This window comes from Bacteroides neonati (assembly GCF_000499785.1).
In the GTDB taxonomy this organism is placed as follows: Bacteria; Bacteroidota; Bacteroidia; order Bacteroidales; family Bacteroidaceae; genus Bacteroides; species Bacteroides neonati.
This window is the reverse complement of the sequence record NZ_HG726020.1, coordinates 1,270,598-1,283,089: the sequence shown is the minus strand read 5'-3', so window position 1 is coordinate 1,283,089 and position 12,492 is coordinate 1,270,598. Positions and strand designations below refer to the sequence as shown.

15 protein-coding genes are annotated in these 12,492 nt (G+C 47.9%); 7 read left to right on the top strand and 8 right to left on the bottom strand.

The window, feature by feature from the left end; all coding sequences use genetic code 11:
• Nucleotides 1–3 precede the first annotated feature (3 nt).
• The gene (locus TY03_RS08320; protein ID WP_042368860.1) at nucleotides 4–369 is read right to left on the bottom strand and encodes a YraN family protein; all 366 of its coding nucleotides are present in this window, start codon (nucleotides 367–369) and stop codon (nucleotides 4–6) included.
• 70 nt (nucleotides 370–439) lie between these two features.
• On the opposite strand from TY03_RS08320, the gene TY03_RS08315 reads away from it, so the two are divergent.
• Both TY03_RS08315 and TY03_RS08310 read left to right on the top strand, forming a co-directional pair.
• The gene (locus TY03_RS08315; RefSeq protein WP_042368857.1) at nucleotides 440–673 is read left to right on the top strand and encodes a hypothetical protein; all 234 of its coding nucleotides are present in this window, start codon (nucleotides 440–442) and stop codon (nucleotides 671–673) included.
• Between the two features lie 22 nt (nucleotides 674–695).
• A complete protein-coding gene (locus TY03_RS08310; protein ID WP_042368856.1) occupies nucleotides 696–1,133 on the top strand; it encodes a nucleoside deaminase in 438 nt (145 codons plus the stop codon).
• Nucleotides 1,134–1,139: 6 nt separating this feature from the next.
• Here TY03_RS08310 and TY03_RS08305 read toward each other — a convergent pair whose 3' ends face one another.
• The 3 genes from TY03_RS08305 to TY03_RS08295 form a co-directional block, all read right to left on the bottom strand.
• Nucleotides 1,140–1,427: a DUF4834 family protein gene (locus TY03_RS08305; RefSeq protein ID WP_042368853.1), complete on the bottom strand. Its 288-nt coding sequence runs from the start codon at nucleotides 1,425–1,427 to the stop codon at nucleotides 1,140–1,142.
• A 62-nt stretch (nucleotides 1,428–1,489) separates the two neighbouring features.
• Complete coding sequence (pssA, locus tag TY03_RS08300; RefSeq protein WP_042368851.1) at nucleotides 1,490–2,194, bottom strand: CDP-diacylglycerol--serine O-phosphatidyltransferase; 705 nt, start codon at nucleotides 2,192–2,194, stop codon at nucleotides 1,490–1,492.
• Between the two features lie 15 nt (nucleotides 2,195–2,209).
• Nucleotides 2,210–2,896 carry a phosphatidylserine decarboxylase family protein gene (locus tag TY03_RS08295; RefSeq protein WP_042368850.1) on the bottom strand — a complete coding sequence of 229 codons (687 nt, stop codon included), beginning with the start codon at nucleotides 2,894–2,896 and terminating at the stop codon, nucleotides 2,210–2,212.
• A gap of 161 nt (nucleotides 2,897–3,057) precedes the next feature.
• Between TY03_RS08295 and dnaE the strand changes: the two genes are divergently transcribed.
• From dnaE to TY03_RS08280, 3 genes are read left to right on the top strand one after another with little or no spacing between them, the layout of a single operon-like run.
• Nucleotides 3,058–6,852: a DNA polymerase III subunit alpha gene (gene dnaE / locus TY03_RS08290; RefSeq protein WP_042368848.1), complete on the top strand. Its 3,795-nt coding sequence runs from the start codon at nucleotides 3,058–3,060 to the stop codon at nucleotides 6,850–6,852.
• A gap of 42 nt (nucleotides 6,853–6,894) precedes the next feature.
• On the top strand, nucleotides 6,895–7,209 hold the full coding sequence (gene trxA, locus TY03_RS08285; RefSeq protein ID WP_042368846.1) for a thioredoxin: 315 nt from the start codon (nucleotides 6,895–6,897) through the stop codon (nucleotides 7,207–7,209).
• A gap of 39 nt (nucleotides 7,210–7,248) precedes the next feature.
• Entirely contained in the window at nucleotides 7,249–7,584 is a 336-nt protein-coding gene (locus tag TY03_RS08280) for a hypothetical protein (protein WP_042368844.1), read from the top strand.
• Here the strand turns inward: TY03_RS08280 and TY03_RS22355 are convergent.
• The 4 genes from TY03_RS22355 to TY03_RS08265 form a co-directional block, all read right to left on the bottom strand.
• Nucleotides 7,539–7,865: a hypothetical protein gene (locus TY03_RS22355; protein WP_148335602.1), complete on the bottom strand. Its 327-nt coding sequence runs from the start codon at nucleotides 7,863–7,865 to the stop codon at nucleotides 7,539–7,541. The two genes, TY03_RS08280 and TY03_RS22355, sit on opposite strands and share 46 nt — an antisense overlap.
• A complete protein-coding gene (locus tag TY03_RS08275) occupies nucleotides 7,858–8,613 on the bottom strand; it encodes a DNA-binding domain-containing protein (protein ID WP_042368842.1) in 756 nt (251 codons plus the stop codon). The genes TY03_RS22355 and TY03_RS08275 overlap by 8 nt, the downstream gene beginning before the upstream one ends.
• A gap of 342 nt (nucleotides 8,614–8,955) precedes the next feature.
• Nucleotides 8,956–9,168 carry a hypothetical protein gene (locus tag TY03_RS22350; RefSeq protein ID WP_148335601.1) on the bottom strand — a complete coding sequence of 71 codons (213 nt, stop codon included), beginning with the start codon at nucleotides 9,166–9,168 and terminating at the stop codon, nucleotides 8,956–8,958.
• A 592-nt stretch (nucleotides 9,169–9,760) separates the two neighbouring features.
• Complete coding sequence (locus TY03_RS08265) at nucleotides 9,761–10,504, bottom strand: RDD family protein (RefSeq protein ID WP_042368839.1); 744 nt, start codon at nucleotides 10,502–10,504, stop codon at nucleotides 9,761–9,763.
• Between the two features lie 99 nt (nucleotides 10,505–10,603).
• Between TY03_RS08265 and TY03_RS08260 the strand changes: the two genes are divergently transcribed.
• Together TY03_RS08260 and TY03_RS08255 are read left to right on the top strand one after the other, a co-directional pair.
• Entirely contained in the window at nucleotides 10,604–11,572 is a 969-nt protein-coding gene (locus tag TY03_RS08260) for a stage II sporulation protein M (protein WP_042368837.1), read from the top strand.
• On the top strand, nucleotides 11,547–12,482 hold the full coding sequence (locus TY03_RS08255) for a hypothetical protein (RefSeq protein ID WP_042368836.1): 936 nt from the start codon (nucleotides 11,547–11,549) through the stop codon (nucleotides 12,480–12,482). Before TY03_RS08260 ends, TY03_RS08255 begins: the two co-directional genes overlap by 26 nt.
• Nucleotides 12,483–12,492 lie beyond the last annotated feature (10 nt).

Below are 12,492 nucleotides of genomic sequence, written 5' to 3'. Positions count from 1 at the left end.
TGTTTAAAAGAGTGGTGGGTAAAAGGCATCTTCTAAGTGCTCGATTTGAAACGTTCCAGGCTCACCTACCACCGTGATGATATCGAATCTAATGGTTTCATCTAGCTGAAAAAACTTAACGTATGCATCCGTAGCACGTACGGTTCGTCTGATCTTTTGTTGATCTACCGCTTCTTCGGGCTGTCCGAAGTGGGTGTCATGTCTGGTTTTTACTTCGATTACCACTAACTCGTTGTTCTTGATGGCAACAATATCAAGCTCGAGATGGCCGCGGCGCCAGTTTCGATGGCGTATCACATAACCTTGACCTTCGAGGTAGGCTACTGCTGCACTTTCACCTGCTTTTCCCAGTTCATTATGCTTTGCCATAACACTTTTTTTGCAAAAATACGCTTTTTATTCTTTCTATTGACAGAATAAAAGTAAATTTGCAAAGAATATGAGAAAGCGAGATAAAAAATGTGCAAAAGCGTCAGTTGACGAACCAAAACGTCAACAACGCATAACTTGTCTGATGAGTGAGGACGAGCAGCTCATTGTGGATCGTTATCTGGAGAAATACAAGATAACGAACAAATCGCGCTGGCTACGTGAAACGATTCTGACGTTTATACACAAAAACATGGAGGCCGATTATCCCACTCTTTTCGGTGAACATGATATGAGACGCTAATGACCAATCCTCTTCCTGAATTATGTTGGACGATACTTATTTTATGAAACAAGCACTACTCGAAGCCGCCAAGGCGAGCGAGCGTGGCGAGGTTCCGGTTGGAGCTGTTGTGGTATGCTGTGAGCGCATTATAGCCCGTGCCCATAACCTGACAGAGGCATTGAACGATGTCACTGCTCATGCCGAAATGCAAGCCATTACGGCTGCTGCCAATGTGCTTGGGGGTAAATACTTGAACGAATGTACTCTTTATGTTACTGTAGAACCTTGCGTGATGTGCGCAGGTGCTATTGCCTGGGCGCAAACCGGAAAGCTGGTTTTTGGTGCGGAAGATGAGAAACGTGGCTTTCAGAAGTACGCAGCTCATGCCTTGCATCCTAAAACTGTGGTTGTGAAAGGTGTACTTGCCGAAGAGTGTGCCGGGTTGATGAAAGCCTTCTTTGCCGATAAACGAAAATAGTCAGTATCAGTCTTTTATCTCTTCAAAATCGACATACTCACCTTCTTCTTTCGTGAAAATCTTCTTATGCTTAGTGCCGGATGGCTCGTTGATGACCTCTTCGCTTTCGTTATTTTTATAGATAGGATCTCCTTCTGTTGGATTTACGTTGCGATAGGTGCGGTGCGTACCCTTCGGTGTAGAACGACGACGACCAAAGCCGAAAACCGCTCGCAATATGCTGCCTACAATCGATAAGCCGATGACGAGTACAACAAGGAAGATAATGAATAAGAATCCTAATAAATGAAACATAGACTATTCGTTTTATACGTTGTTTGAAACTGGTAGTACAACAAACGTGCCAAAAGGATTGTTTATTTATTTTTTCTTGTAAAAAGTGAAAGTATGATATACCAAGCGATGATCGCTGCAAATCCGCTGATGCCCAGAAAGATCAATAACGGTGCGCAAACGATAAGAAAAATGAAACTGATCTTATTGTCCTTCCATGATAAGTTCTTGAATTTCAGTGAGAACATGGGAATCTCTGCAATGAGTAACCATGAAAAAAGGCAGACTGCTATCAATAGGTAGATAACGTTGAAATGCGCCAATAAGAAATCATATCCTCCTACAATGAGAGCACCCCAAAATAGTGCATTCGCAGGAGTTGGCAGTCCGATAAAGGAACTTGTTTGCCGCTCGTCCACGTTAAACTTGGCCAATCGCAACCCCGAAAAGACGGCGATGAGGAAGGCTAAATAAGGAATATATTCTTTTACTCCCAACAGAAAATCGGGATAAGATACTTCTTTTAGAAAAGAGAAGATAATCAATGATGGTGCTACACCAAAACTGATATCATCGGCTAGGGAGTCTAATTCTTTACCAATAGCCGATGGTGCTTTTAATAGCCTAGCCAGCATGCCATCGAAGAAATCGAAAACGGCACTTAAGATGATAAAGCCGAGAGCAGCTTGATAGTTACCTTCGAAAGCCATGACACAGGCAATACAGCCCGAGAACAAGTTGAAGCAGGTAACCGTATTCGGTATATGACGAGTAAGAGCGTTTGCCATCGTGACAGGTTTTGATTAATTGAGTTTGGCGATAACTGTTTGGTTACCGGTCGTTAATTGTCCCATGCTGACACAAATCTCAGTGCCTAAGGGAAGGTACACATCCACGCGTGAACCGAATTTGATGAATCCCATGTGCTCGTCAATGTAGCACTCTTCGCCTACTTCGGCGTAAGTAACAATACGGCGTGCCATCGCTCCTGCAATTTGTCGTGCCATTACTTCCACTCCTTCGGGAGTTTCAATAACTACCATCGAACGTTCGTTTTCTGTGCTGGCTTTGGGCAGCCATGCTTTCATGAATTTTCCGTTTTCATGACCTACTTTCTTCACTACACCGTCTACCGGATACCAGTTGGCATGTACGTTGAGTACACTCATAAAGATAGATACCATGATGCGGCGATCGTGAAAATATTCGTGTTCGTCCACCTCTTCGATAACTACGATTTTGCCATCGGCCGGAGCTACGACAATTTTTTCAGTGTCCTGACCGAAAAGACGTATCGGACAGCGGAAGAAATTGACCATCAGCAAATAGACAACGGTACTGGTTAAGGCTATCAGATAAAACGGTATCTTACAGTCGATTCCAAAATAAAGAGCGGCATTAATGGCAAGCAACAATACGAAGCTACCCCATAAAATATGTGTTCCTTCATGATGGATACGGATTTTCTTTAATTTTTTAAGTCGGCCCATGTGTGGAGTTTAATGATAATAGTCTGCAAAAATATACTAATTTTGAAAACCGAGCAAGTAAATGGGCAGAGAAATACCGATGTTGATAACTTTTAGCCTATTATTTTTGTTCGTAACGCCAGAGGTAGTACTTTTATGCCTTCAAATCATCAACTATCACTATGCAGGATTTCGTTCATTTACATGTTCATACTCAGTATTCTCTTTTAGATGGTCAGGCCAGCGTCAGTGCGTTGGTCGACAAAGCCATGAAGGACGGAATGAAAGGGATTGCCGTTACCGATCATGGTAACATGTTTGGAATTAAAGAATTCACCAACTACGTCAATAAGAAAAACAGCGGACCCAGGGGCGAAATCAAACAACTCAAGAAGCGCATTACAGCCATTGAGCAGGGGAAAGTCGAATGTGAAAATAAGGAGGATGAAATAGCCACCTGCAAGCGACAAATAGCCGAAGCCGAAGCGAAACTTTTTAAGCCGATTATTGGTTGCGAGATGTATGTGGCTCGCCGCACCATGGATAAAAAAGAGGGAAGACCCGATCAGAGCGGTTACCACCTTATCGTATTGGCTAAAAACGAAAAAGGCTATCACAACCTGATCAAACTGGTGTCGCGCGCATGGACCGAAGGGTACTATATGCGTCCGCGTACCGACCGAAACGATCTTGAAAAATACCACGAGGGATTAATCATTTGCTCGGCTTGTCTGGGTGGCGAGGTGCCTCGCAAAATCACACAAGGATTGCTTGATGAAGCCGAAGAGACTGTGCGCTGGTATAAAAAACTGTTTGGTGACGATTATTACCTCGAACTTCAACGCCACAAAGCCACCGTGCCGCGTGCCAATTATGAGGCGTATCCCTTGCAGGCCAACGTTAACGAGCACCTGATCAAGCTGTCTCGTAAATATGGTGTTAAGCTGATCTGCTCCAACGATGTTCACTTTGTAAACGAAGAACATGCAGAGGCGCACGACCGACTCATTTGTTTGAGTACCGGCAAGGATCTTGACGACCCCAAGCGGATGCTCTACACCAAGCAGGAGTGGATGAAGACCCGGGAGGAGATGAACCGGCTTTTCGAAGATGTGCCCGAAGCCTTGAGCAACACGCTCGAGATTCTCGATAAAGTAGAATATTACTCCATCGACCATGCCCCTATTATGCCTACTTTCGATATCCCCGAAGAGTTTGGTACAGAAGAGGGCTATCGTCAGAAATATACGGAAGAGGATCTTTTCAATGAGTTCACCCGCGACGAGAATGGCAATGTGGTGCTCAGCGAGGAAGATGCCAACAACAAAATAAAAACGCTGGGTGGATACGATAAACTCTATCGTATCAAACTCGAAGCCGACTACCTGGCTAAGCTGACGTTCGAAGGAGCCAAGAAGTTTTATGGCGACCCGTTGGCACCCGAGGTCAAGGAACGTTTGGTTTTCGAGTTGTACATCATGAAGACGATGGGTTTCCCCGGCTACTTCCTCATTGTGCAGGACTTTATTGCCGCCGGCCGCAGTATGGGAGTCTCGGTGGGTCCCGGACGTGGTTCGGCTGCCGGATCGGCCGTTGCCTACTGTTTGCAGATTACGAAAATAGACCCTATTCAGTACGACCTGCTGTTCGAGCGTTTCCTCAATCCCGACCGTATCTCCCTTCCCGATATCGATATCGACTTTGATGATGACGGTCGCGGACAAGTGCTTCGTTGGGTAACCGAAAAGTACGGGTCCGAAAAGGTAGCTCATATCATTACCTACGGCACCATGGCCACGAAGTCGGCGATCAAGGATGTGGCTCGTGTGCAGAAACTGCCCTTGTCCGAATCGGATCGCTTGACGAAGCTCGTGCCCGATAAGATTCCCGACAAGAAACTAAACCTGCGCAACGCCATCGATTACGTGGCAGAGTTGCAAGCGGCAGAAGCCTCGCCCGACCCTCAGGTACGCGATACGATTAAGTACGCTAAAATGCTCGAAGGCAACGTGCGCGGAACGGGTGTACACGCCTGCGGAACCATTATTTGTCGCGACGACATCACCGACTGGGTGCCTGTAAGCACGGCCGACGATAAAGAAACGGGCGAGAAGATGCTGGTGACCCAGTACGAAGGTTCGGTTATCGAAGATACCGGGCTGATCAAGATGGACTTCCTCGGCCTCAAAACCCTCTCCATCATCAAAGAAGCCGTTGAGAATGTCCGGTTAAGCCGCGGCATCCATATCGACATCGATACCATCGATATAGCCGATCCGGTCACCTATAAGCTTTATAGCGACGGGCGCACGGTGGGTACCTTCCAGTTCGAGTCGGCCGGTATGCAAAAGTACCTGCGCGAGTTGCAACCCACCACGTTCGAAGACCTTATTGCCATGAACGCCCTCTACCGACCGGGGCCTATGGATTATATACCCGACTTTATCGACCGTAAACACGGCCGTAAGCCCATCGAATATGACATCCCCGTCATGGAGAAATACCTGAAAGATACGTACGGAATTACGGTTTATCAAGAACAGGTCATGTTGCTGTCGCGTCTGCTGGCCGATTTCACCCGCGGTGAGTCCGATGCCCTGCGTAAGGCGATGGGTAAGAAGTTGCGCGACAAGCTCGATCACATGAAGCCTCAGTTTATCGAGGGCGGTCGTAAGAACGGACACGACCCCAAGATACTCGAGAAGATCTGGGGCGACTGGGAGAAGTTTGCCTCCTACGCCTTCAATAAGTCGCACGCTACCTGCTACTCGTGGGTGGCCTATCAAACCGCATACCTCAAAGCCAATTATCCTTCGGAGTATATGGCGGCCGTTATGAGCCGAAGTTTATCGAATATCACCGATATTACCAAGCTGATGGACGAGTGCAAGGCGATGGGCATGTCGGTTTTAGGCCCCGATGTGAATGAGAGTAATCTCAAATTTACGGTCAACAAAGAGGGCAACATCCGCTTTGGGCTCGGCGCCGTAAAGGGTGTCGGCGAAGCCGCTGTGCAAAGCATCATCGAGGAGCGGCGGGCGAATGGCCCCTTCACCGGTATTTTCGATTTTGTGCAGCGCGTCAACCTCAATGCCTGCAACAAAAAGAATATGGAGTGCCTCGCTTTGGCCGGAGGGTTCGACAGCTTTCCCGAGCTCAAGCGCGAACAGTTCTTTGCCGTCAATTCGCGCAATGAGGTGTTCATCGAAACACTGATGCGCTACGGAAACCGCTATCAGACCGATAAGGCCGCTGCCGTCAATTCCCTCTTCGGAGGCGATAACGTGGTCGATATCGCAACGCCCGAGATTCTTCCCGCCGAGCGTTGGGGCGATCTGGAACGGTTGAACAAGGAGCGCGAGCTTGTCGGCATCTATCTCTCGGCACACCCGCTCGATGAATACGCCATCGTGCTCGATCATGTCTGCAACACCCACCTGTCCGAACTCGAAGATAAAGCCTCGCTGGCCGGGCGCGAAATCACCATGGGAGGCATCGTTACCGCCGTGCGCCGGGGCATCAGCAAGAACGGCAATCCTTACGGAATTGTCAAGATCGAAGACTACTCGGGATTCACCGAACTCCCCTTCTTCGGCAACGACTGGGTGACCTACCAAGGCTATTTGGGCGAAGGAACCTTCCTCTACATGAAGGCTCGCTGTCAGGCCAAGCAGTGGCGGCAGGATGAGCTGGAGATCAAGATCACCTCAATGGAGCTCCTGCCCGATGTGAAGGAGAAGCTGGTCGAAAAGATGACCATCATGATCCCCCTCTCGGCCATCGACTCAACGCTGGTCAACGAACTCTCGACCTTGGTCAAGGAGCGTACGGGCAACACCGAGCTCTATTTTAAAATAAACGACCCGGACGAAAAGATGTATGTCGATTTCATCGCCCGACCCATAAAACTCTCGGTAGGGAAAGAATTAATCTCTTTTTTAAATCAACACCCCGAACTTGAATTCCGGATAAATTAGTATATTTGCCGGAGTAATAACATATTTAAAATTAAAACGAACATGGCTTTAGTAATTACAGACGACAACTTTAAAGAGCTCCTTGCAGAAGGAAAGCCCGTGGTTGTAGACTTTTGGGCTCCCTGGTGCGGCCCGTGCAAGATGGTAGGTCCTATCATCGAAGAATTGGCAACCGAGTACGAGGGACAAGTAATCATCGGCAAGTGCGACGTGGATGAGAACACCGAACTCCCCGCCGAATACGGTATTCGCAACATCCCCACCGTGCTCTTCTTCAAAGACGGTGCTATGGTCGATAAGCAAGTGGGTGCTGTGGCCAAGTCTGCATTCATCGAGAAGATAAAGAACTTATTATAGTATTTCGCTATACGTTTCACCTTTTTAATTTAACTGATTATGGGACTGGAAGACGATTTTTTACTTGCTGATGCCGATGATGAAAAGACCATCGAGTTCATCCAAAACTACCTGCCACAAGAGCTGAAAGAAAAGTTTTCGCAGGACGAGTTGTATTACTTTCTGGATCTGATTGACGAGTACTACGCCGAAAGCGGCATACTCGATGCTCAACCCGATGCCGATGGGTACGTCAACATCGACTTGGAACAGGTGGTAGATTACATCGTGAAAGAAGCCAAGAAAGATGACATGGGAACGTATGATCCCGAGGAGGTTCTTTTCGTGGTTCAGGGAGAAATGGAATACGGAAACTCTCTGGGACAGGTGGAATAACGAGACAGGAGAAACGATCCTTTGCACTGCCTCCGCCCCCCTCTCTTTTTTCTGTTGTGTGTGTGGTGGTAGTCGGAGTGAGAAAGAGGTTGCAACCATCCTCCCACGTGCTGTGGCGGGGGATGCTTGCAACCTCTGTTTCGTTTCCGGCTTCGTCTGCCTTTTACTTGGGCACGGCAGGCAGTGCGTCGGTACGTTGGTGTGCCGACAGTCGGCACAGGGTGTGCAGCCTTGCGGTACAGAGGTGTACCGCAAGGCTGCACACCCTGTGCATTATCCAAAGGGATTTTCGGGTTCGTCGGCCGTACCATCGCCATCATTCACGGTGATGAGCTTGCTCACCGAACGGGGTGTTTTGAGTGCTTTTCCCCCTCCTGCAAACTGTGTGGTCACCTTCAGTTCGTAGGTTCCCTTGGCCAGATCGGCCGGTAGCAGGATGATGAGTTGAGAGGGGTTATTGACGGCAATCATGTCGGCCGACAGCTTGATGGGCGTTCCCGATTCGGGCGTAAGGGTGATACCTACCTCGGGGTCGGTACCCATTACCTTGAGCATCCGCCCGTTGAGTACGTAGTTGCGTCCCGGCGTGCAACTACCGTCGCCGGCGCGGGTGGCGGCATCTTCGCTGCCGGCAATGTACATACCGTGGGTCTTCTCGCCCAGAATCTGCACGCGTGTCTTGGCGATGGCCTCGCGTAGCTGCTTGCCTTGGGTGATGGATACGTAGATGGAGTTCTTCTCCGGATTCCATTTGCCCTGTTCGACCACTCCCCTGAGTTGCGGGGTGGCATAAAAGAGACCGGTGTTGACCTGATAGCCACTCAGTACGAGCCGCGTAACGACGCGTTGAAACAGGTCGGTGACGTGGCGAATCGTCTCCTCGCGCAGCCCCGTGTCTTCTGCCTTCATCAGCCGATAGATGTCGGGCAGGGTGGCGTTTCCTGCCGTTTCGGGCAGCAAGATTTTGTCCTCTTTGTTGTCGACGGTAACAGCGTTGTCTACCAGCCAAGCTTTCAGAATGTTTTCCATAAAGTTGAATTGTTTTAGTTAGGTGAAATATAACAAATAATGAATATTCATAGAACTAATCAAACAATCACTGAAACGATGAGCAGAGCGAATAGCGTTTCTTTTACGGAAGCACTCGCTCTATTTTTACTCTTTGGGGTACTTTGGGGGGAATAGTGGAGATCGTTTTTCATGATGATTCAGATTTTACTTCTTACTAAAAGGATGCGCGTAAGGTAGGTTTTATTTTGTTTTACACAAGATTATCTCACCTAATTTATTGTCTTTTAACTTATTACGCATTGCCCGATAATGCCTGATTTCTCGCCCTACGAGTGCCCTGCGCGCCTCGGAGCGGTGGCTTTAGAGTTCTTCGAGTGCGTAGTATTGGTGATCTCGTACGAGTGTATGCAGCAGTGTGGCCGGGTCTATCTCGGCACGGCTTTCGGGGAGCGACAATGTAGTTCGCACCCTCTGTGCCAGCGCAGAGACCTGTGCCTGCCTTATGGCTGTTGAGCGTGTAGAGAGCACCTTCCAAATCGTATTGACCTGTTCGAGCGAAAGGTCTGCCGCCACCCAGATGCCTTCGATGGTCGAACCCGTCTCTTCTTTTTTATCGCCCTATGTGATGCAAGAGGATAAACCGAACCACAGCACTGCAACCAACAGAGCAGTTGCTTTCCAACTAAATTGCTTTCATCGATTTTTATTAGAAGTATACGATCAAGAAAGCGGCCACAGCCATAAGAGTAAGAAATAATAAAGCAACTTTTATACTTCTACTGTCTTTATTTTTAATGGCACGCACTAAAAATAGAGTTTGGCGGGCAAAACAAACAATCATAGCTATGACTATAGCGTAATTGATAAGACAATTTATCTTTTCAAAAGTTATGTTTATAAGCATGTTAGGCCTCTTTTCTTATTTATCACTCTTGGAAAATAAATACAGAATATTCCTTTTGCGAATCTCTTTAGTAGGTTGACGAATTCTTTCATGTTCTTTCTAGATTTTAGTTAATAAAGAATGAGTTTTGCGCAATATAGCCTTTCTTATCAATTTAGAAAAACCTTTCGATTTAAGTTCTGTAACTTTTAGATACAATTAACATCTTGATTGACAGTTGTTTATTCTGTCTATTGGGCTCGCTATCGTATGTTGGGCTCTTTATACCTCTTCCAATGCATAATACTGATAATCGCGTAGCAGCGTGTGCAGTAATGTTGTGTCATCTGTGTTGGTGGCACTTTCCGGTAGTGCCAGCGTTGTTCGTATCTTATAGGCCAAAGCAGCTAGTTGCTTACCTCCTTTAGTAGATGATACGGAGGCGATGAGAACTTTATTGATGGTATTGACCTGTTCGATCGAAAGGTCTGCCGCCTGTGGATAGCGGGGGCGGTAACCGCTTGTCAGGTGGTCGAACTCGTCGAGGCTGACGTGTATTTTGCGGTAGTTTTTCTCCTTGATGACCATCGTTCCGGCAGCCAGATCGCCCAGCCGTTGGTTATTCTTGGTCAGCAATACGACTACGAGGCCCAATCCTCCCGTCAGTGGTACGTCGACAATAAAGAGGAGCCACCGCAGCAGGTACGAACTCAGGCTAGGGGTAGAGCCATCTACCTTCACCACCCGGAGGTTGAGCAACCGCTTGCCCACGCTTTGCCCCCGGTTAAACACCTCGCACAAAAGCGGATAGCACAACGCAGGAAGAAAGACGAAACCGAAAAGGAAAAAGAAAGACAGACTGGAGAAGGCATGAATGTTAAGTCGCTCCAATAAAACCGACATTCCTATCACGTAAAGTATCACCAATACATAGTCGATGAAAAGTGCTATAAGCCGCTCTCCGACGCTTGCCGGGGTTTGGCTGATACGTACATATTGTCCCGTAAGGATAGTCGACTGTGACATTTTATTTAAATATTTTAAGGTATCGGTTGCAAATATATCATAAATCTGTTACTTTTGCTTACTAATTCGGGCAAAACTTCTCCGAATTAGCCTGTTGGGATGAAGGAAGTAACGTTTATTCGTCGGAACATCGATAAGTGGAAGCAGACCGAAAAGGTGCTGGAAGAGATTGAGCACCTCAATCCCGACCGAGTGGCTGATGCCTATACGGACCTGACGGCCGATCTGGCTTTCGCTCAGACGCATTATCCTCATTCGCGCATTACGATTTACCTCAACAACCTGGCTTCGGCACTGCACAACGCCATCTATCGCAACAAACGCGAACATTGGACGCGCATCATTACCTTCTGGACGCGCGAAATTCCCCGAACGATGCACGATGCCCGTGGTGCGCTTCGGCTGTCTGCTCTTATCTTCGCCCTGAGTGTCGTTATCGGTATGGTTTCTACGTGGAACGATGATAACTTCGTACGTCTCATACTCGGCAACGGATATGTCGATATGACCTTGGCCAATATAGCCAATGGCGAGCCGATGGCTGTGTATAACGGTGCCGAGGAGGTTCCGATGTTTCTCGGCATTACGCTCAATAACGTAATGGTATCTTTCAACTGTTTCGCCATGGGACTGCTTACCAGCTTCGGCACCGGCTATATTCTGTTCAATAACGGGGTGATGTTGGGCTCTTTTCAAACCTTTTTCTATCAGCAAGGGCTGTTGGGCGAATCGATGCTGGCTATCTGGCTGCACGGCACGCTCGAGATCTGGGCAATCATCGTCTCCGGAGCCGCCGGACTGACATTGGGCAACGGATGGTTGTTTCCGGGCACTTATTCCCGGGCGGCTTCCTTTCGCCGTGCTGCCCGTCGCGGGGTTAAAATCGTGATCGGTACTGTGCCAATCTTTGTATTGGCCGGGTTTATCGAAGGGTTTGTGACCCGGCATACCGGCCTTCCCGACTTCGTTCGATTGAGCATCATCGTTCTCTCACTCGCATTTATACTGTATTATTATATTTACTTACCTAATAAAAAAACGTATGGAATCACAGAAAGCCCCGATTAAGTTGTACGCCAAACGCTCGTTTGGCGATAAAATGAATGCTTCGTTCGACTTCATTAAAGAGAATTGGAAGCCTCTGCTTAAGTTTATTACCTATCTGATGCTGCCCTTATCGCTGTTGCAGGCATTGAGTCTGAACGGGTTTATGAGCCAGTACATGGGTCTCGTGAGCGAAATTGAGGGGGGCAATAGCGATACCATTTTGTCTGCGTTGCCGCAATTGGGTACAACCTATGGGCTTACCATCTTGTGTTATTGGGTAGGCACTATGCTCATTGCCTCATTGGTTTACGGACTGATGAAAGCCTACAGTCAGCGTCCCGAACGTTTGGCGGGTATGACATTGACCGAGTTGAAGCCGCTGTTGATGCACAACCTCCGGGCGATGTTCAGACTCTCTCTTTTTACCTTCTTGTTGCTGTTGCTTGCTATTGCTCTTGTCATAGGCTTGGCAGTGCTCACTCCTTTCACGCTTATTGTAACCTTGCCGCTGCTTTTTGCATTGATCGTGCCCCTGTCATTGTACGCACCCATCTACCTGTTCGAGGACATTCATCTCATGGATGCCTTAAGTAAAACCTTCCGGTTGGGTTTTGCCACGTGGGGTGGTGTTTTCCTGATTACGCTGCTGATGGGCATTATTGGCGGTATTCTGCAAGGAGTGATCGGCACGCCGTGGACGGTGGCAGTGATGGTGAAACAGTTGTTCAGCATGAGCGATTCCGGCGATGCCGTTACCGTTTCGGTGGGTTATAACTTTGTTATTTACCTCTTTGCCATCTTGCAGTGTTATGGAAGCTATCTGGGCATGACTTTCACGTTGGTCGGCGTAGCCTATCAATACGGACATGCTTCCGAGGTGGTCGACAGCATTTCGATAGAGAGCGATATTGAGAATTTCGATAAACTCTAAGAGATAGATG

Coding starts and splice junctions, on each gene's coding strand:
- TY03_RS08320 (WP_042368860.1), bottom strand. CDS start 369: ATGGCAAAGCATAATGAACTGGGAAAAGCAGGTGAAAGTGCAGCAGTA.
- TY03_RS08315 (WP_042368857.1), top strand. CDS start 440: ATGAGAAAGCGAGATAAAAAATGTGCAAAAGCGTCAGTTGACGAACCA.
- TY03_RS08310 (WP_042368856.1), top strand. CDS start 696: ATGTTGGACGATACTTATTTTATGAAACAAGCACTACTCGAAGCCGCC.
- TY03_RS08305 (WP_042368853.1), bottom strand. CDS start 1,427: ATGTTTCATTTATTAGGATTCTTATTCATTATCTTCCTTGTTGTACTC.
- pssA (WP_042368851.1), bottom strand. CDS start 2,194: ATGGCAAACGCTCTTACTCGTCATATACCGAATACGGTTACCTGCTTC.
- TY03_RS08295 (WP_042368850.1), bottom strand. CDS start 2,896: ATGGGCCGACTTAAAAAATTAAAGAAAATCCGTATCCATCATGAAGGA.
- dnaE (WP_042368848.1), top strand. CDS start 3,058: ATGCAGGATTTCGTTCATTTACATGTTCATACTCAGTATTCTCTTTTA.
- trxA (WP_042368846.1), top strand. CDS start 6,895: ATGGCTTTAGTAATTACAGACGACAACTTTAAAGAGCTCCTTGCAGAA.
- TY03_RS08280 (WP_042368844.1), top strand. CDS start 7,249: ATGGGACTGGAAGACGATTTTTTACTTGCTGATGCCGATGATGAAAAG.
- TY03_RS08275 (WP_042368842.1), bottom strand. CDS start 8,613: ATGGAAAACATTCTGAAAGCTTGGCTGGTAGACAACGCTGTTACCGTC.
- TY03_RS08265 (WP_042368839.1), bottom strand. CDS start 10,504: ATGTCACAGTCGACTATCCTTACGGGACAATATGTACGTATCAGCCAA.
- TY03_RS08260 (WP_042368837.1), top strand. CDS start 10,604: ATGAAGGAAGTAACGTTTATTCGTCGGAACATCGATAAGTGGAAGCAG.
- TY03_RS08255 (WP_042368836.1), top strand. CDS start 11,547: ATGGAATCACAGAAAGCCCCGATTAAGTTGTACGCCAAACGCTCGTTT.